Origin of the sequence: Superficieibacter sp., from assembly GCF_032071645.1 — a bacterium.
Lineage (GTDB): Bacteria > Pseudomonadota > Gammaproteobacteria > Enterobacterales > Enterobacteriaceae > Superficieibacter.
The window spans coordinates 1-18,142 of sequence record NZ_DAMAPU010000013.1; the positions used below are offsets into that span (position 1 = coordinate 1).

At 52.8% G+C, this 18,142-nt stretch carries 15 protein-coding genes and 1 pseudogene; 9 read left to right on the forward strand and 7 right to left on the reverse strand.

Annotated elements, in window-relative coordinates:
- Positions 1 to 61: 61 nt before the first annotated feature.
- Positions 62 to 592, reverse strand: coding sequence for a molybdopterin-guanine dinucleotide biosynthesis protein MobB (gene mobB, locus RT197_RS17770; protein ID WP_312952474.1), 531 nt, complete (start codon positions 590 to 592; stop codon positions 62 to 64).
- On the reverse strand, positions 589 to 1,176 hold the full coding sequence (mobA, locus tag RT197_RS17775; RefSeq protein WP_312952475.1) for a molybdenum cofactor guanylyltransferase MobA: 588 nt from the start codon (positions 1,174 to 1,176) through the stop codon (positions 589 to 591). The genes mobB and mobA overlap by 4 nt, the downstream gene beginning before the upstream one ends.
- Before the next feature lie 69 nt (positions 1,177 to 1,245).
- On the opposite strand from mobA, the gene RT197_RS17780 reads away from it, so the two are divergent.
- The 5 genes from RT197_RS17780 (at position 1,246) to polA (ending at position 8,006) form a co-directional block, all read left to right on the forward strand.
- Positions 1,246 to 1,515 carry a YihD family protein gene (locus RT197_RS17780; RefSeq protein ID WP_312952476.1) on the forward strand — a complete coding sequence of 90 codons (270 nt, stop codon included), beginning with the start codon at positions 1,246 to 1,248 and terminating at the stop codon, positions 1,513 to 1,515.
- 73 nt (positions 1,516 to 1,588) lie between these two features.
- Complete coding sequence (locus tag RT197_RS17785; protein ID WP_312952477.1) at positions 1,589 to 2,575, forward strand: serine/threonine protein kinase; 987 nt, start codon at positions 1,589 to 1,591, stop codon at positions 2,573 to 2,575.
- Positions 2,576 to 2,601: 26 nt separating this feature from the next.
- Positions 2,602 to 3,234 (forward strand): thiol:disulfide interchange protein DsbA, encoded by a 633-nt coding sequence (gene dsbA / locus RT197_RS17790; RefSeq protein WP_312952478.1) that lies wholly within the window; start codon positions 2,602 to 2,604, stop codon positions 3,232 to 3,234.
- Positions 3,235 to 3,416: 182 nt separating this feature from the next.
- Entirely contained in the window at positions 3,417 to 4,850 is a 1,434-nt protein-coding gene (locus tag RT197_RS17795) for a YdgA family protein (protein WP_312952479.1), read from the forward strand.
- A gap of 369 nt (positions 4,851 to 5,219) precedes the next feature.
- A complete protein-coding gene (gene polA / locus RT197_RS17800) occupies positions 5,220 to 8,006 on the forward strand; it encodes a DNA polymerase I (RefSeq protein WP_312952549.1) in 2,787 nt (928 codons plus the stop codon).
- A gap of 296 nt (positions 8,007 to 8,302) precedes the next feature.
- Here polA and yihA read toward each other — a convergent pair whose 3' ends face one another.
- Complete coding sequence (gene yihA / locus RT197_RS17805) at positions 8,303 to 8,938, reverse strand: ribosome biogenesis GTP-binding protein YihA/YsxC (RefSeq protein WP_312952480.1); 636 nt, start codon at positions 8,936 to 8,938, stop codon at positions 8,303 to 8,305.
- Positions 8,939 to 9,177: 239 nt separating this feature from the next.
- Here yihA and RT197_RS17810 point away from each other — a divergent pair.
- From RT197_RS17810 to hemN, 3 genes and pseudogenes are all read left to right on the forward strand, one after another.
- A pseudogene (locus tag RT197_RS17810) lies at positions 9,178 to 9,373 on the forward strand (hypothetical protein).
- 150 nt (positions 9,374 to 9,523) lie between these two features.
- Positions 9,524 to 10,030 carry a Der GTPase-activating protein YihI gene (yihI, locus tag RT197_RS17815; protein ID WP_312952481.1) on the forward strand — a complete coding sequence of 169 codons (507 nt, stop codon included), beginning with the start codon at positions 9,524 to 9,526 and terminating at the stop codon, positions 10,028 to 10,030.
- 188 nt (positions 10,031 to 10,218) lie between these two features.
- Complete coding sequence (gene hemN / locus RT197_RS17820; RefSeq protein ID WP_312952482.1) at positions 10,219 to 11,592, forward strand: oxygen-independent coproporphyrinogen III oxidase; 1,374 nt, start codon at positions 10,219 to 10,221, stop codon at positions 11,590 to 11,592.
- Positions 11,593 to 11,660: 68 nt separating this feature from the next.
- Here hemN and RT197_RS17825 read toward each other — a convergent pair whose 3' ends face one another.
- The 4 genes from RT197_RS17825 to glnA form a co-directional block, all read right to left on the reverse strand.
- On the reverse strand, positions 11,661 to 11,768 hold the full coding sequence (locus tag RT197_RS17825) for a YshB family small membrane protein (RefSeq protein ID WP_312952550.1): 108 nt from the start codon (positions 11,766 to 11,768) through the stop codon (positions 11,661 to 11,663).
- Positions 11,769 to 11,877: 109 nt separating this feature from the next.
- Complete coding sequence (gene glnG, locus RT197_RS17830; RefSeq protein ID WP_312952483.1) at positions 11,878 to 13,287, reverse strand: nitrogen regulation protein NR(I); 1,410 nt, start codon at positions 13,285 to 13,287, stop codon at positions 11,878 to 11,880.
- Positions 13,288 to 13,299: 12 nt separating this feature from the next.
- Entirely contained in the window at positions 13,300 to 14,349 is a 1,050-nt protein-coding gene (gene glnL / locus RT197_RS17835) for a nitrogen regulation protein NR(II) (protein ID WP_312952484.1), read from the reverse strand.
- Between the two features lie 136 nt (positions 14,350 to 14,485).
- Positions 14,486 to 15,895, reverse strand: coding sequence for a glutamate--ammonia ligase (gene glnA / locus RT197_RS17840; protein ID WP_312952485.1), 1,410 nt, complete (start codon positions 15,893 to 15,895; stop codon positions 14,486 to 14,488).
- Between the two features lie 377 nt (positions 15,896 to 16,272).
- Between glnA and typA the strand changes: the two genes are divergently transcribed.
- Entirely contained in the window at positions 16,273 to 18,096 is a 1,824-nt protein-coding gene (gene typA / locus RT197_RS17845) for a ribosome-dependent GTPase TypA (RefSeq protein ID WP_312952486.1), read from the forward strand.
- The last annotated feature ends 46 nt before the right edge of the window (positions 18,097 to 18,142 follow it).

Below are 18,142 nucleotides of genomic sequence, written 5' to 3' on the forward strand. Positions count from 1 at the left end.
CCAGGCATCAGATAAAGCAGAAGCCCGTCCGCAAGGACGGGCTTTTTGCGTTTCTACATTTTCAATAGCGACCAACATTGACCTGACATCCACCCGCAATCCATTTCTCAATAAAATCTGCTATCCCTTCGGGATCATTCAAATCCAGCACCGGCACGCCCACCGTCAAAGGAACATCGCTGGCGACCGCAAGCACGTACTCATCCAGCGTTAACTCGCTGACATCATGCCCGGCACTACGGCGGAAAAGCAGGATCTTAGCTACTGCCTCATGCTTAAACCCTTCGACCAGCACCAGATCCAGTGTGGAATGATCCATCCGGCTCACCAGATAAGTCAGAGAAAGCGCCTTTTCATCTGGTGTCTCGGTCATCAGTGCCCAGCGTTGCGCGCTGGCTACAATCGTCTGGGCAGCTCCGGCCTTGCGCAGTTCGTAACTGTCTTTACCGGGTTTGTCCACATCCATATGGTGATGAGTATGTTTAATCAGGCCAGGGCGGATCCCTCTGGCGCGTAGTGCCGGAATCAACTTCTTCAACAGGGTGGTTTTCCCGCTGCCGCTCCAGGCAGCGATAGCCAGTAGGGGCATCATTGACTCACCTCCTGCATAGCCTGCAAATCGTCAGGCGTATTAACGTTAATAAATGCCGCTTTTAGATCGCTGAAGTCAACGTGATGACCCCCCGCCTGACGCATAAACACCATCACCCGCCGTTCCCCGCGCAGCAGATAGTCATTTAACGCCGGAATCAACTGACGACTGACAAGGGCAATCGTTGGATGATCCCGCTCGCCATCATGCACCCACACTACCGGCGCATCTCCCCGCTGGCCGATCAAACGTTTTGCCAGGCAGCAGGGAATAAACGGTGTATCGCAGGGGCAAAACAAAAACCACTCGCTATCAGATTGCTGCATTACCGAGAGCATCCCGGCAAGGGGACCGGGAAAATCGCCCATGAGATCCTGATAAACGGTGTCACCGCTGCGCTGATAGATCGTAAGATTGCGGTTCGCACTGATCGCGAGCGTCGTCACCTGCTTACGCAACGTATCGGCGACATGCTGCCATAAAGGTTTACCGTTAAGCTCCAGTAAACCCTTATCTTTTCCGCCCATCCGCGTCGCCCGACCCCCTGCCAGTACGACCCCGGTAACTTCCCGGCACTGATTCACCCGTATCACCTCTTTTATTGTGGGATTGACCCTGCTAACGTGTTCTGACTAAAAGTAAGGAGCCCTGCTATGAAATGTAAACGCCTGAATGAAGTGATTGAACTCCTCCAGCCAGCCTGGCAAAAAGAGCCGGAGCTGAACCTAATCCAATTCTTACAGAAACTGGCGAAAGAGTCAGGTTATGAAGGCGATCTCGCCGACCTGTCTGACGATATCCTGATCTATCACCTGAAAATGCGCGACTCCTCCAAAGAGGCTGTTATCCCCGGCATTCAGAAAGACTACGAAGAGGATTTTAAAACCGCTCTCCTTCGCGCGCGTGGCGTAATTAAAGAGTAAAACCTTGTAAGCGGAGCCTCCGAAAGCGCTCTGAAATGATATCCTGAATCATTCGTGTTTTTTGGATGCCAGGATGAACGATAAGGCTTTCACATTCCAGACATTACACCCGGATACCATCATGAATGCCCTGTTTGAACAGGGCATCCGGGTGGATTCCGGTCTTACTGCGCTTAATAGCTATGAAAACCGTGTCTGGCAGTTTCAGGATGAAGATCGCCGCCGCTTCGTCGTAAAATTTTATCGCCCGCAGCGCTGGTCGGCGGAACAGATCGAGGAAGAACACCAGTTTGCGCTGGAGCTTCAACATGATGACTTTCCCGTGGCGGCTCCCCTCCAATTCAACGGGCAAACGTTGCTGCGCCATCAGGGCTTTTTCTACGCGGTATTTCCGAGCGTTGGAGGACGTCAGTTTGAGGCGGATAACCTGGATCAGATGGAGTGGGTCGGACGCTATCTTGGGCGACTGCATCAGACCGGGCGTAAACAGCATTTCCAGTACCGCCCAACCATAGGGTTGCAGGAATATCTGACTGAACCCCGGCAGGTGTTCGAGGACAGTACGCTGATCCCCGCCCGGCAAAAAGACGCCTTTCTGGAAACCACCGATGCGCTAATCGCAGCCGTTAATGGTCAGTGGCATAATCGCTTCACTACCATACGCCTGCACGGCGACTGTCATGCCGGTAATATTCTCTGGCGCGATGGCCCTCTCTTTGTCGATCTTGATGACGCCCGTAATGGTCCCGCAATACAGGATCTCTGGATGCTATTAAACGGTGAACGATCTGAGCAGCGTATGCAGCTGGAGACCATTATTGAAGCCTATGAGGAGTTCAGCGAGTTTAATACTGACGAATTAGGGCTGATAGAACCTCTGCGTGCGATGAGGCTCATTTATTATCTGGCATGGTTAATCCGTCGCTGGGGCGATCCGGCTTTCCCGGTTAATTTTCCATGGCTTGCCGAGGAAGATTACTGGTATCGGCAAAAGCAAATATTCACAGAACAGATTCGGGTTTTACAGGAACCCCCTCTACAATTAACGCCAATGTATTAATTTATATATTCAGGAGAACGGTAACAATGAAAAAAATCTGGCTGGCACTGGCAGGTATGATTCTGGCATTCAGCGCATCGGCCGCGCAAATCACTGATGGTAAGGAATATATTACCCTCGATAAACCCGTACCAGGACAGCCCCAGGTACTGGAGTTCTTTTCCTTCTATTGCCCGCACTGCTATGAATTTGAACAGGTGCTGCACGTTTCAGATACGGTGAAAAAGAAACTGCCAGAAGGCACTAAAATGACCAAATATCACGTCGAATTCCTCGGCGGTGACATGGGCAAAGTCATGACCCAGGCGTGGGCCGTTGCGGTCGCGCTGGGCGTTGAAGATAAAATCACCGCTCCGATGTTCAACGGGGTGCAAAAAACCCAGACCGTGCTCAATGCTGACGATGTTCGCCAGGTATTCATTGATGCGGGTGTGAAAGGTGAAGAGTACGACGCCGCGTGGAACAGCTTTGTGGTGAAATCTTTAGTCGCCCAGCAGGAAAAAGCCGCTGCCGATCTGCAACTCCAGGGCGTACCTGCCATGTATGTTAATGGCAAATATCAGGTAAACCCGCAGGGCATGAAAATGGATAACAACAATCTGGATATGTTTGTGCAGCAGTATGCGGACACCGTGAAGCAGCTGGTCGAGAAAAAATAACGTCAGCCTGATCTTCTGAAGCGCCCGAGCGACTACCTCAGGCGCTTTTTTTTGTCTGAAATAAATATGACTCAGGAACTGAAAAAAATACTGTAAGGATTATCATGTAACACAATGTTTTTACTTGGAAAAATCAATAATCCACATGAATTGTTGATGTCTTTTTATTAAGGATGATGAATATGAAAAAATCAGTAGTCGCGGTTTGCGTGATTGTTGTTCTGGGTGCCGTATGGACTGGTGGAGCATGGTATAGCGGAAAACAGCTGGAGAAGAGCACAGAAGCCTTTTTGAAAGAAGCTGGCACGTATGCCAGTGACAAATTAGGTATACCGCTTAACGTTACCATCAAAAATTATCAGCGTGGTTTATTGAGCACCCACTTCATCATTGACGTTTCGCCGGATAAAAGCATGCCGGTGGATGTGGTGATTGACCACGGTCCGTTCCCGCTTGCTCGAATCGGTTCCGGCAACATTCTGCCTGCGATAGCGACAGCAAAACTAACCCTGGTAAACAATGCAGTAACAAAACCGTTATTTGATGCTGCTAAAGGAAAAAGCCTCATAGAAGCAAAGATCGATTTCGCGTATGGCGGCGCAATCTCTTCTGATGTCACCTTTGTTCCTGCCGAATATCAAGGAGAAACCGGGAAATTAATATTTGAGGGCGCGTCATACCACGTCGATGTTAATAGCACACGTAACGATATTGAGTTTGAAGGTGAAATTGACAAAATTACCTTTTCATATAAGAAAGGAATTGAAATCGTCATACCCGACGCAACGTTTTCAGGTCACCAGACAAAGAGCCCGTTTGACTTTATGACGGGGTTGCAGAAGGTCGATATTGGTAATATCACCATCAATAGTCAAGGTAAACCAGCGGCGGAGCTAAATGGCTTTAGCCTGGAAGGAAGTGCCGAGCTAAGCGCTGACGGCAGAAAGCTCAATGCCGGGGGCGGATACACGCTGGCTTCGTTAAAAGTGCAAGGCCAGGATTTTGGTAGCGGAAAAACAGGCATTAGCTTTGATGGTGTGGATGCCGCTGCTTTCAACAATTTCCTGAATTATTATCGGCATTTTGGCAAAGAGTACCTGCAAGTTCCGCAAGCCCAGCGTGACAATCCTGACTTTATGCATGAAAGGATTTTATCGCTGGCACCTAAAGCCGTGCAGTTGAAAAAAGGTGAGCCGGTATTTAAATTGCCGGTAAGCTGGAAAAATGCGAAAGGCGAAGCGACGTTTAACATAGAAGTGCAGGCTGCGGATGTGAATAAAGCCCCCGACGCTGGCGCAGGTGAAACCGCTGTACTTGATAGCATGGTGAAACATATTAACGTTAAGCTGGCCGTGCCCGTCGATATGGCCACGGAGATGGCCAAAAATATGCTGATTGTCGCAGGTGGTAAATCTGAAGAGGCGGCACAGGCGGAGGCATCGAAAAATATTACCGGTCTGGTTGGGCTGGGAAACCTGTTTAAACTTATCGCGCTGGAAAACAATACCGTTAAATTGGACGTAAATTATAGCGGCGGGTTTGTCACCATGAACGGTGAGAAAATGACGCTGGATGAGTTCCGCCAGAAATTTGGTCGGTTCGGACTTCCTCATTAACAGGTTCTGCCGCGCCGCCCGGACGACTAAAATGTCGCCCGGGCAAAAACCTGCTACGGCTAAAATTAGTAGCAGGCATAAAAATAAGACCACTTATATCCACATTGATTAAATTACACCCATCGATCCTTAAAGCCATAGGGATCGTTAATAATCACCTGAAATGAAAAGCTTTTATAAGCGATTCGCTATTCAACACTTCACGTTTCCTGTGAGCATAAAAATCTATGCACAAAGTTATCCACAGGTTAACTCTGCGATCGATCTTCTGGATCTGAAAATCTTTTCGGTCAAACGGAGTGAAAATTTCAAGTTTTTATCCTGTCTGTGGCATCCTTTACCCATAACAGATAAACAGGCATGGAAATTATGGTTCAGATCCCCGAAAACCCACTTATCCTGGTCGATGGCTCTTCTTACCTCTACCGGGCCTATCATGCGTTTCCTCCTCTGACCAACAGCGCCGGAGAACCTACGGGCGCGATGTACGGCGTGCTCAACATGCTGCGTAGCCTGATTATGCAGTATCAGCCGACCCACGCGGTGGTGGTTTTTGATGCCAAAGGCAAAACCTTCCGCGACGAGCTGTTTGAACACTACAAATCTCACCGTCCGCCAATGCCGGACGATCTGCGTGCGCAGATCGAGCCTCTGCATAGCATGGTGAAAGCGATGGGCCTGCCGCTCATGGCCGTCTCCGGTGTGGAAGCGGATGACGTTATCGGCACGCTGGCGCGGGAAGCGGAAAAAGCCGGGCGTCCGGTATTGATCAGCACTGGCGATAAAGACATGGCGCAACTGGTTACGCCACATATTACTCTCATCAATACCATGACCAACACGATCCTCGGCCCGGAAGAGGTCGCCACCAAGTATGGCGTGCCGCCGGAGCTGATTATCGACTTCCTGGCGTTGATGGGGGACTCCTCCGATAACATTCCGGGCGTTCCCGGCGTCGGTGAGAAAACCGCGCAGGCGCTGCTTCAGGGGCTGGGTGGCCTCGATGCGCTCTATGCCGAACCGGAAAAAATCGCCGGTCTTACATTTCGTGGCGCGAAAACAATGGCGGCAAAACTGGAGCAGAATAAAGAGGTGGCTTACCTCTCTTATCAGCTGGCGACCATTAAAACCGACGTTGAACTGGAGTTAACCTGCGAGCAGTTGCAGGTCCAGCAGCCAACGGCGGAAGAACTGCTGGAACTGTTCAAAAAATACGAATTCAAGCGCTGGTCCGCCGATGTTGAAGCGGGGAAATGGCTGCAGACTAAAAGCGCGAAAACTGCCACTAAGCCCCAGGAAACGCTGGTGGTTGAGGCCGATGTGGCACCGTCTACCGCCGTGCTTTCCTCCGAGCATTACGTCACAATTCTTGATGAAAAAACGCTAGAAGAGTGGATCGCCAGACTGAAGAAAACGCCGGTGTTTGCGTTTGATACCGAAACCGATAGCCTGGATAATATCAGCGCGAACCTGGTGGGGATCTCCTTTGCCACCGAGCCAGGCGTTGCCGCCTATATTCCGGTCGCGCATGACTATCTGGATGCGCCGGATCAAATCCCCCGCGAGCGTGTGCTCGAATTACTTAAGCCGCTGCTGGAAGATGAAAAAGCCCTCAAGGTTGGGCAAAATCTGAAGTTCGATCGCGGCATATTGCAGAACTACGGTATTGAGCTGCGCGGTATTGCCTTTGATACCATGCTGGAATCCTATACCCTGGACAGCGTCGTTGGCCGTCACGATATGGATTCGCTCTCCGACCGCTGGCTGAAACATAAAACCGTCACCTTCGAAGAAATTGCCGGTAAAGGAAAGAATCAGCTGACCTTTAATCAGATCGCGCTGGAAGAGGCGGGGCATTATGCGGCGGAAGATGCCGACGTCACGCTACAACTGCATCTGAAAATGTGGCCGGAACTGCAAAAGCACGCAGGCCCGCTGAATATCTTCCAGAACATAGAAATGCCGCTGGTGCCGGTGATTTCCCGTATTGAGCGTAACGGCGTTAAAATCGATCCGGCGGTGCTGCACAAACATTCCGGGGAAATAGCGCTGCGCCTGACCGAACTGGAACAAAAGGCGCACGACATCGCGGGCGAGCCGTTTAACCTCTCTTCAACCAAACAGCTGCAAACAATTCTGTTTGAGAAGCAGGGCATCAAGCCGCTGAAGAAAACGCCGGGCGGTGCGCCGTCCACCTCGGAAGAGGTGCTGGAAGAGCTGGCGCTGGATTATCCGCTGCCGAAAGTAATTCTTGAATATCGCGGTCTGGCAAAGCTGAAATCCACCTACACCGACAAACTGCCGTTAATGATCAACCCGAAAACCGGGCGCGTGCATACTTCTTATCATCAGGCGGTAACGGCGACCGGGCGGCTGTCCTCAACCGATCCTAACCTGCAAAACATTCCGGTACGTAACGACGAAGGCCGCCGTATCCGTCAGGCTTTTATTGCGCCGAAGGATTACGTCATTGTCTCTGCGGACTACTCGCAAATTGAGCTGCGCATCATGGCGCATCTGTCGCGGGATAAAGGCTTACTTACGGCTTTTGCCGAAGGAAAAGATATTCACCGTGCCACCGCTGCCGAGGTCTTTGGCCTGCCGCTGGAAAGCGTCTCTGGCGAGCAGCGTCGCAGCGCCAAAGCGATTAACTTTGGTCTGATCTACGGCATGAGCGCTTTCGGCCTGTCGCGTCAGCTCAACATCCCGCGTAAAGAGTCGCAGAAGTATATGGATCTCTACTTCGAGCGCTATCCTGGCGTGCTGGACTATATGGAGCGCACCCGCGCTCAGGCGAAAGAAAGTGGCTACGTAGAAACGCTGGACGGTCGCCGTCTGTATTTGCCGGACATCAAATCCAGTAATGCCGCGCGTCGCGCGGGTGCGGAACGCGCGGCAATCAACGCGCCGATGCAGGGCACAGCGGCGGACATCATCAAGAAAGCGATGATTGCCGTCGATGCCTGGCTGGAAACCGAAAAACCGCGCGTGCAGATGATCATGCAGGTTCACGATGAACTGGTATTCGAAGTGCATAAAGATGACGTTGCCAGCGTAGCGAAAAAGATCCATGAACTGATGGAAAACTGCACTCGTCTGGATGTGCCGTTGCTGGTGGAAGTCGATAGCGGCGAAAACTGGGATCAGGCGCACTAAGGAAGGTCTTAACGCAGCGCTTTTTCGTAAGTAAGCAACATAACTTATCGCATTTTGTGATGAGTATTAGAATTCGCTATGTAAAGAATGAAAAAAAACTACAAAAAGTGCTTCGCAGGTCGCTAAAAAAAGAGTAGAGTTATTTGCGTAGGGTACAGAGGTAAGATGTTCTATCTTTCAGACCTTTTACTTCACGTAATCGGATTTGGCTGAATATTTTAGCCGCCCCGGTCAGTAATGACCGGGGCGTTTTTTATTGCGCGAAAGAAAAAGCGCGGACAATGCCCGCGCCTGATTTACTCTCCGCTCTCTTCGTCCTCGACGACAGAAGGCAGATCGCTAAACCAGCTATCCAGCTTCTGGCGCAGTTTATCCACGCCCAGCTTCTTCAGTGATGAAAACGCTTCAACCTGCACATCACCGTTAAAGGCGAGAACCGCCTCTCGCACCATATTAAGCTGCGCTTTACGCGCGCCGCTGGCGAGCTTGTCGGCTTTAGTCAGTAAGACCAGCACCTGAATATTGCTTTCGACCGCCCATTCAATCATCTGCTGGTCGAGATCTTTCAGCGGATGGCGAATATCCATCAGGATCACCACGCCCTGTAAACACTGGCGTTTTTCGAGGTATTCACCGAGCGCGCGCTGCCACTTAATTTTCATCTCTTCCGGGACTTCGGCATAACCGTAACCGGGAAGGTCAACCAGACGGCGGCCTTCGGCAACTTCAAACAGGTTAATCAGCTGCGTGCGGCCAGGGGTTTTCGAGGTGCGCGCAAGGTTTTTCTGGTTCGTCAGCGTATTCAGGGCGCTTGATTTGCCCGCGTTGGAGCGGCCAGCGAAAGCCACTTCGATGCCGCTATCACCGGGAAGATGGCGAATATCCGGCGCACTGATAACAAAGTGCGTTTGTTGATAATTAAAACTGGTCAAAATGGCCGTCTCCGTTAATTCTGGCGTTGGTCGCGATTATACCTGAACACAGAAAAAAGACTGTTTTTTCAGCCAGGCAACATCTGTAAGAAAAAGCCCTGCACTTTGTAAGATATTGACCATTCTCACTATGCGACATCTCACCCACGTTTATGGCCTGAAAATAAATTTACCTATACAAATCAGGACGTTATTTTTTAAGGTTTTTCCGATTACCCTGAGCGGCTTTTCTCTATATCTTGTATACCCATCACAGTACGGTAAAGTGTGACTCACAGGCGAGGAAGCCAACAGGATTTACGACTCAGGATGAGGGTCAGGAGCGCCAGGAGGCGAAGACGCAGGATTGTCAGGAAGACAACGTCCCGGAGACGTATTGAAAGGAAATGGAACTGCTACAAGGATTGTTCCATGCTGAAGGAAAAACAGGGTTAGTTGTAAGCAGACACGGAATGTAATGCCCGTTGAGGGTGTGAGTCAGGAAAAAAGGCGACAGAGTAATCTGTCGCCTTTTTTCTTTGCTTGCTTTCTGTTAGATTCCGCCTCAATTCTATACTAAAGAAAACGGCTCAAAGATCTCATATTATGAAAAAACCAGCACCGGCAGCACCCCGTAGCAAAGCACGCCGTAAAACTCGTGAAGAGTTGAATCAGGAAGCTCGCGCGCAAAAGCGTAAGAAAAAACATCGCGGCCATACGGCGGGCAGCCGTGCGACGGGCGGCGAAAGCGCATCCGGCGGCAAAAGTCAGAATAAGCAAAAAGATCCGCGTATTGGTAGCAAAACGCCTGTTCCACTGGGTGTGACCGATGCGCCAGTCACCAGGCAGCACAAACCAAAGAGCGAGAAACCTATGCTTTCACCGCAGGATGAGCTGGATTTGCTGGAAAATGATGAGCGCCTGGACGCGCTGCTGGAACGTCTGGAAGAGGGCGAAACCCTGAATGCTGAAGAGCAGGCATGGGTAGATGCGAAGCTGGATCGCATTGATGCGCTGATGCAAAAGCTGGGTCTTTCTTACGATGATGACGAAGACGAAGAAGAAACCGAGAAGCAGGAAGATATGATGCGCCTGCTGAAAGGCGGAAAGTAACATTTGCAGCAGGTCGGTCTGCCCGTCCTGCTTATACTCCTTCCGGTAGTATGTTATCTGGTGTGGTTATTCGTTAAACTACGACGGTTGTCGCGGCGCCAAAGCTGGCTGCGCAACCGGCTGGTGGCCCGAAACGGGAGGCGGCCGGTATCCCGTACCCGCCGACGACATCATCGGAAGGAGTGAGCATGTCTGTGCAGTTAATCGACTGGGATCTGGCCCTGATCCAAAAATATAACTATTCCGGGCCGCGTTACACCTCTTACCCCACCGCGCTGGAGTTTTCTGAAGACTTTGGTCACGCGGAGTTTTTGCGCGCTGTCGGCCGCTATCCGGCGCGTCCTTTATCGCTTTATATCCACATCCCTTTTTGTCACAAGCTTTGCTATTTCTGTGGCTGTAATAAAATCGTGACTCGCCAGCAGCATAAAGCCGACCAGTATCTCGACGCGCTGGAGCAGGAAATTATCCACCGCGCACCGCTGTTTGCCGGGCGTCACGTCAGCCAGCTGCACTGGGGCGGCGGCACGCCTACCTATCTGAATAAAGCGCAAATCAGCCGCCTGATGACGCTGCTGCGGGCAAACTTCCACTTTAATGACGATGCTGAAATCTCGATCGAGGTCGATCCGCGTGAAATTGAGCTGGATGTGCTCGATCATTTACGCGCGGAAGGTTTCAACCGCCTGAGCATGGGCGTGCAGGACTTCAACAAAGAAGTGCAGCGGCTGGTCAACCGCGAGCAGGACGAAGAATTTATCTTTGCGCTGCTTAACCACGCCCGCGACATTGGCTTCACGTCGACAAACATCGACTTAATCTACGGCCTGCCGAAGCAGACGCCGGAAAGTTTTGCTTTTACCCTGAAGCGCGTGGCGGAACTCAACCCGGACCGTCTGAGCGTCTTCAACTACGCCCATCTGCCGACGTTATTTGCTGCCCAGCGCAAAATCAAAGATGCAGATCTGCCGACCGCCCAGCAGAAGCTGGATATTTTGCAGGAAACCATCTCCTCGCTGACGGAAACCGGCTATCAGTTTATCGGGATGGACCACTTCGCCCGCCCGGATAACGAGCTGGCCGTCGCGCAGCGTGAAGGCGTGCTGCACCGCAATTTTCAGGGTTATACCACCCAGGGCGACACCGATTTACTGGGGATGGGCGTTTCCGCCATCAGTATGCTGGGTGACAGCTACGCGCAGAACCAGAAAGAGCTGAAGCACTACTATCAGCAGGTTGACGAGCACGGGAACGCCCTGTGGCGCGGTATCGCGCTGACGCGGGACGACTGCATTCGTCGCGATGTCATCAAGGCGCTAATCTGCAATTTCCGTCTCGACATGAACGCGGTTGAGCAGGCGTGGGATTTGGATTTTGAGCGCTACTTCGCCGAAGATCTGACGTTGCTGGCACCGCTGGCAAAAGATGGGCTGGTGGACATCCGTGACCACGCGATTGAAGTGACCGCCAAAGGCCGCCTGCTGATCCGTAATATCTGCATGTGTTTTGACGTTTATCTGCGTCAGAAAGCCCGGCTACAACAGTTCTCCAGAGTGATTTAATCGGGATGGCGGGAAAGCGGGAAGGGCAAAACGCCTTCCACCCGCCGGGGGTGGAAGGCGTTCAGATGTTAACTCAGAAAATTAACCAGCGCCGCGCACAGAATTGCCGCAATCGCCGTTTGGGGCGTGTGGCTTGCTGCACCGCTTGATAATAAATTAATCACTGATTCCAGCATGATGACCTCCGGTATTACCGGGCCGATCATACCGAACTCATCGGAACAGTAAAGTACAAAATAGCAGCAATTTACGCGCAATAAATACTCTTTATTACGCGGAGTTGGCTTACTCCATCCCTAGCTCTTTCAGCTTGCGGGTCAGGGTATTACGCCCCCAGCCGAGCAGCCTTGCCGCTTCCTGTTTGTGACCCTGCGTATGACGCAGTGCGGTGGTCAACAGCGTGCGCTCCAGTTCAGGCTGGGCTTCAGAAAGCAGATCCTGATGCCCGGAACGTAAGGCCCGGTCAGCCCACTGCGCCAGCAGCGTGGCCCAGTTATCCGGGTGCGTTTGCGACGGGCTGTCCGGGACCGTGGTCTCAAACAGTTCACCGGGCAGATCCTGAATCAGCACCTCCTGGCCCGCCGCCATCACCGTCAGCCAGCGGCAGGTATTTTCAAGCTGGCGCACGTTACCCTGCCAGGCAAGCCGCGTCAGCGCCGCCTCGGTTTCCGGGTGCAGAAGCTTTGTCTCCACGCCCAGTTCACGGGCGGCAACCTGAAGGAAGTGGCGCGCCAGACGTGGGATATCTTCCCGGCGCTCGCGCAGCGGCGGCAGATGCACGCGGATCACGTTCAGGCGGTGAAATAAATCTTCACGGAACTTACCTTCCTGCACGCGCAGTTCAAGATTCTGGTGGGTCGCGGCGATTATCCGCACGTCCACCTTTACCGGCGCATAGCCCCCGACGCGATAAAACTGACCGTCGGCAAGCACGCGTAGCAGGCGTGTCTGGACATCGAGCGGCATATCGCCAATTTCATCAAGAAACAGCGTCCCGCCGTCCGCCTGTTCAAAACGCCCCTGGCGAATGGTGTTCGCGCCGGTAAACGCCCCTTTTTCGTGGCCGAACAGTTCGGACTCAATCAGATCTTTCGGTATCGCTGCCATATTCAGCGCGATAAACGGCGCTTTGGCGCGCGGACTATGGCGATGCAGCGCGTGGGCTACCAGCTCTTTCCCGGTGCCGGACTCGCCGTTAATCAGCACGCTTATTGATGACCGGGAGAGACGGCCAATAATGCGGAACACATCCTGCATGGCAGGCGCTTCGCCGATAATATCGGTCGTTGGCCCGTTCACCTCGACGTTGCGCGGCTGCTGCTGCTCCTGATAGTGGCTGATGGCGCGTTCGACCAGCGCGACGGCCTCGTCGATATCAAACGGTTTTGGCAGGTAATCAAACGCGCCCTGCTGGTAGGCACTGACGGCGGCGTCCAGGTCGGAGTGGGCCGTCATTATGATGACCGGGAGCATCGGATGACGTTGCTTGATCTGTTTTAACAGCGCCAGCCCGTCCATACCCGGCATACGGATATCGGAAAGCAGCACGTCCGGCGTTTTGGTCGCCAGCGCGTCCAGCACGTCGCTACCGCTTTCAAAAGTGATGCAGGTGAGTCCTGCGCCGGTGAGCGCGCGTTCAAGCACCCAACGGATGGAGCTATCGTCATCGACTACCCAGACTATCCCTCGTTGCATAAACTCACGCCTCTATTTTTTGATCGGCAGGTAAACCGAGAATTCGGTATGGCCTGGCCAACTGGTAAATTCGATTTTTCCGCTGTGCTGATCGATAAGACTGCGGGCAATGGATAAGCCCAGCCCGGTGCCGCCTTCACGCCCACTTACCATTGGATAAAACAGCGTATCCTGGAGATGCGAAGGAATACCTGGCCCGTTGTCTTCCACGTCAATGCGCGCCGCCAGACGATAGCGCACGCCGTGTAGCGTCAGCTGGAACGCGGTGCGCGTGCGTAGGACGATTTCCCCGCCCTCCGGCCCCAGCGCCTGAAGCGCGTTACGCACCACATTCAGCAAAACTTGCTCTATCTGGTCAGGATCGTGCGGCAACTCCGGCAAACTGGGGTCGTAATCGCGTACCAGTCTGACGTTGTCCGGCAGCTCCATCGACACCAGTGTCACCACCCGCTCTGCGACTTTATGAATACTTTCGGTAACGTGCAGACCCGGCTGTTGCGGCCCTAACAGGCGATCAACCAGATTACGCAGGCGGTCGGCCTGTTCGATAATCACTTTGGTGTATTCCAGCAGAGCCGGATCGGGCAGCGCTTTACTAAGAAGCTGCGCCGCGCCGCGTAGTCCGCCCAGCGGATTTTTGATTTCATGCGCCAGGCCGCGCACTAAATCGCGCGCGGCGACCTGCTGCGCATGTTGAAGCTGCTCCTGGCTAAGACGGCGCTGATTATCCATCGGAGCCATTTCCAGCAGGATCATCCCGTCCGGCAGGCGCTGCGCCGTCAGCGAGAGAATATGAGAGCGCCCGTCGATCACCAGCGTGACTTCGTTATCGGTAAAGCCCTGTCCGGCGCGCAGACTTTCCTGCATCAGCCCGATATTCAGGGAGAAATAGCTCAACAGTTCCGGCAGCGGCGTACCAAATAATTTTCGCGAACTTTGCGCCAGCAGCTGTTGCGCCGCCGGATTCGCGTAATGCACCGCCAGGTCATCATCGACCAGCAGGATACTGTTGATTAACGAGTTGAGGATCTGCCCAGCATCGGGCAGCACGCCGGTTGCCATTTAGCAGTCTCCTTAGTGTGCACTAATTTAGTGCAGTATAAGCGTAAGTGGATGAATCGGGTGAGTTTGGTGGAGAAAAAAGCCCATCCAGAGATGGGCTGAAAGTTTCCACGGCAACTTCAACTAACAACGAAAATTAAACGCTGTAGTACAGCTCAAATTCTACCGGGTGCGGCGTCATGCGTACGCGGTCATTTTCTTCGCGACGCAGGGCGATGTAGGCGTCAATCGCTTCATCGGTAAACACGCCGCCAGCGGTCAGGAATTCGCGGTCCAGATCCAGCTCGTTCAGCGCTTCTTCCAGAGAGCCTGCAACCTGCGGGATTTCTTTCGCTTCTTCCGGCGGCAGATCGTACAGGTTTTTGTCCATCGCTTCGCCTGGGTGGATCTTGTTCTTGATGCCGTCAAGACCAGCCATCAGCAGCGCAGCAAAGCACAGGTACGGGTTAGCCGCCGGGTCCGGGAAGCGCACTTCGATACGACGTGCTTTCGGAGACGCCACCACCGGGATACGGATGGAAGCAGAGCGGTTACGCGCAGAGTAAGCCAGCATAACCGGCGCTTCATAACCCGGAACCAGACGCTTGTAAGAGTTGGTGGTCGGGTTAGACAGGGCGTTGATCGCTTTAGCGTGTTTAATCACGCCGCCGATGTAAAACAGCGCCTGCTCAGACAGCCCGGCGTATTTGTCGCCAGAGAACAGGTTGGTGCCGTTTTTGGACAGCGACATATGGCAGTGCATACCTGAACCGTTATCGCCGAACATCGGTTTTGGCATAAAGGTCGCGGTTTTACCGAAGCGGTGAGCCACGTTATGCACGACATATTTGTAAATCTGAATTTCGTCGGCTTTTTTGGTCATGGTATTGAAGCGGGTTGCCACTTCGTTCTGACCTGCGGTTGCCACTTCGTGGTGATGTGCTTCAACCACCAGGCCCATCTCTTCCATCACCAGACACATGGTGGAACGCAGATCCTGCGCGGAATCTACCGGCGGAACCGGGAAATAGCCGCCTTTTACTGCCGGACGGTGGCCTTTGTTGCCGCCTTCGTATTTGGTGGAGGAGTTCCAGGCACCTTCGATATCGTCAATGGCGACGTGAGAGCCGGAGATAGAGCTGCCAAAGCGCACGTCATCAAACAGGAAGAATTCTGGTTCTGGCCCGAACAGCACGGTATCAGCGATACCGGTAGAGCGCAGATACTCTTCTGCACGTTTGGCGATAGAACGCGGATCGCGGTCGTAGCCCTGCAACGTGCCCGGCTCAAGAATGTCGCAGCGAATGATCAGGGTTGATTCTTCGTAGAACGGGTCAATCACCGCAGTAGAAGAATCCGGCATCAGAACCATGTCAGATTCGTTGATACCTTTCCAGCCACCAATCGAGGAGCCATCAAACATTTTGCCTTCTTCAAAGAATTCGGCATTAACCTGATGCGCAGGAATTGTGACGTGCTGTTCTTTACCTTTGGTATCGGTGAAGCGCAGATCGACAAACTTCACTTCGTGTTCATTCAGCATCGTCAAAACGTGTTCAGCGGACATACTTTAACTCTCCCCGGATTCGGTCATGGTCGTCGTGGTAACGAGGTCTTCAAACGGTCAGACTGGCGTGATTGCCTTAAAAAAGATAAAGCGAAATCTGTGCCAACTTTCAAATGCCCCCTAAAAGGCGCTATGATGCGCACCATAGTGCAAAAGGGCTGCACCACGGTGATTGTGTTGCACCAGTATAGTGCTTCAATGTGAACATAGAGCACCATATTGGTGCAATTTGCGTTTAGCAGCCTGATTTCGCTTCGTGAAAGCGATCACAAACAAACTCTGCAATACTTGTTTGCGGAGGATCTTTGTGATCCTGTTTTGTAGTGCGATTAATCCGTGTACAATAACGCGCTATTTCTAATGCCTGAGGCAAAGTTGTGATCGAAAATTTGCGTAACATCGCCATCATTGCGCACGTTGACCATGGTAAAACCACCCTGGTTGACAAGCTGCTGCAACAATCTGGCACCTTTGGTGAGCGTTCTGAGCTTACCGAACGTGTCATGGACTCCAACGACCTGGAGAAAGAACGCGGGATCACCATCCTCGCGAAGAATACCGCTATCAACTGGCGCGACTACCGTATCAACATCGTAGACACCCCGGGGCACGCCGACTTCGGCGGCGAAGTGGAACGTGTAATGTCTATGGTTGATTCCGTTCTGTTGCTTGTCGACGCAATGGATGGCCCGATGCCGCAGACTCGCTTCGTGACCCAAAAAGCGTTTGCTAATGGTCTGAAGCCGATTGTTGTAATCAACAAAGTTGACCGCCCTGGCGCGCGTCCTGACTGGGTTGTCGATCAGGTATTTGACCTGTTCGTAAACCTGGGCGCAACCGACGAACAGCTGGACTTCCCGATCGTTTACGCCTCTGCGCTGAACGGTATCGCGGGTCTGGATCACGAAGACATGGCGGAAGACATGACTCCGCTGTTCGAAGCTATCGTCAAGCACGTTGAAGCACCGAACGTTGACCCTACCGGTCCGTTCCAGATGCAGATCTCCCAGCTCGACTATAACAACTACGTTGGCGTTATCGGCATCGGCCGTATCAAACGCGGCGTGGTTAAGCCGAACATGCAGGTGACTATTATTGATGCTGAAGGTAAGCGTCGTAACGGTAAAGTGAACCAGGTACTGGGTCACATGGGTCTGCAACGTGTTGAATCTGCTTCTGCCGAAGCGGGCGACATCATTGCAATCACCGGTCTGGGCGAGCTGAACATCTCCGACACCATTTGCGATCCGCAAAACGTCGAAGCGCTGCCGGCACTCTCCGTTGATGAGCCGACCGTGACCATGTTCTTCTGCGTAAACACTTCACCGTTCTGCGGTAAAGAAGGCAAATACGTCACCTCTCGTCAGATCCTTGAGCGTCTGAACAAAGAGTTGGTACATAACGTTGCGCTGCGCGTAGAAGAAACCGAAGACCCGGACGCTTTCCGCGTATCAGGTCGTGGTGAACTGCACCTGTCTGTTCTGATCGAAAACATGCGTCGTGAAGGTTTCGAAATGGCGGTTTCCCGTCCGAAAGTTATCTTCCGCGAAATCGATGGCCGTATGCAGGAGCCGTTCGAGCAGGTAACGCTGGATATCGAAGAACAGAACCAGGGTTCCGTTATGGAAGCGCTGGGTATCCGTAAAGGCGATCTGCGCGACATGATGCCGGATGGCAAAGGTCGTGTGCGTCTGGATTACGTCATCCCAAGCCGTGGCCTGATCGGTTTCCGTACCGAATTCATGACCATGACCTCCGGTACTGGCCTGCTGTACTCCAGCTTCAGCCACTACGACGACGTCCGCGCGGGTGAAATCGGCCAGCGTCAGAACGGCGTGCTGATCTCCAACGGTCAGGGTAAAGCTGTGGCTTACGCCCTGTACAGCCTCCAGGATCGCGGCAAGCTGTTCCTGGGTCACGGTGCAGAAGTGTATGAAGGCCAGATCATCGGTATTCACACTCGTTCTAACGACCTGACCGTTAACTGCCTGACCGGTAAAAAACTGACCAACATGCGTGCTTCTGGTACTGATGAAGCCACCACGCTGGTCCCGGCAGTCAAAATGTCTCTCGAACAGGCACTGGAATTCATCGATGATGATGAACTGGTAGAAGTTACGCCGGTCTCTGTACGTCTGCGTAAACGTCACCTGACCGAGAACGACCGTCGCCGCGCTAACCGTGGCCCGAAAGACGCGTAATTAACGCCGCTTTCAACAAAAACCCCGCGCAGCGTGCTGTGCGGGG

What these genes read in the sequence shown, in the direction of transcription:
- dsbA (WP_312952478.1), top strand. Translation starts at nt 2,602, where the DNA reads ATGAAAAAAATCTGGCTGGCACTGGCAGGTATGATTCTGGCATTCAGC.
- RT197_RS17785 (WP_312952477.1), top strand. Translation starts at nt 1,589, where the DNA reads ATGAACGATAAGGCTTTCACATTCCAGACATTACACCCGGATACCATC.
- polA (WP_312952549.1), top strand. Translation starts at nt 5,220, where the DNA reads ATGGTTCAGATCCCCGAAAACCCACTTATCCTGGTCGATGGCTCTTCT.
- RT197_RS17780 (WP_312952476.1), top strand. Translation starts at nt 1,246, where the DNA reads ATGAAATGTAAACGCCTGAATGAAGTGATTGAACTCCTCCAGCCAGCC.
- glnA (WP_312952485.1), bottom strand. Translation starts at nt 15,895, where the DNA reads ATGTCCGCTGAACACGTTTTGACGATGCTGAATGAACACGAAGTGAAG.
- glnL (WP_312952484.1), bottom strand. Translation starts at nt 14,349, where the DNA reads ATGGCAACCGGCGTGCTGCCCGATGCTGGGCAGATCCTCAACTCGTTA.
- RT197_RS17795 (WP_312952479.1), top strand. Translation starts at nt 3,417, where the DNA reads ATGAAAAAATCAGTAGTCGCGGTTTGCGTGATTGTTGTTCTGGGTGCC.
- hemN (WP_312952482.1), top strand. Translation starts at nt 10,219, where the DNA reads ATGTCTGTGCAGTTAATCGACTGGGATCTGGCCCTGATCCAAAAATAT.
- glnG (WP_312952483.1), bottom strand. Translation starts at nt 13,287, where the DNA reads ATGCAACGAGGGATAGTCTGGGTAGTCGATGACGATAGCTCCATCCGT.
- mobB (WP_312952474.1), bottom strand. Translation starts at nt 592, where the DNA reads ATGATGCCCCTACTGGCTATCGCTGCCTGGAGCGGCAGCGGGAAAACC.
- yihI (WP_312952481.1), top strand. Translation starts at nt 9,524, where the DNA reads ATGAAAAAACCAGCACCGGCAGCACCCCGTAGCAAAGCACGCCGTAAA.
- RT197_RS17825 (WP_312952550.1), bottom strand. Translation starts at nt 11,768, where the DNA reads ATGCTGGAATCAGTGATTAATTTATTATCAAGCGGTGCAGCAAGCCAC.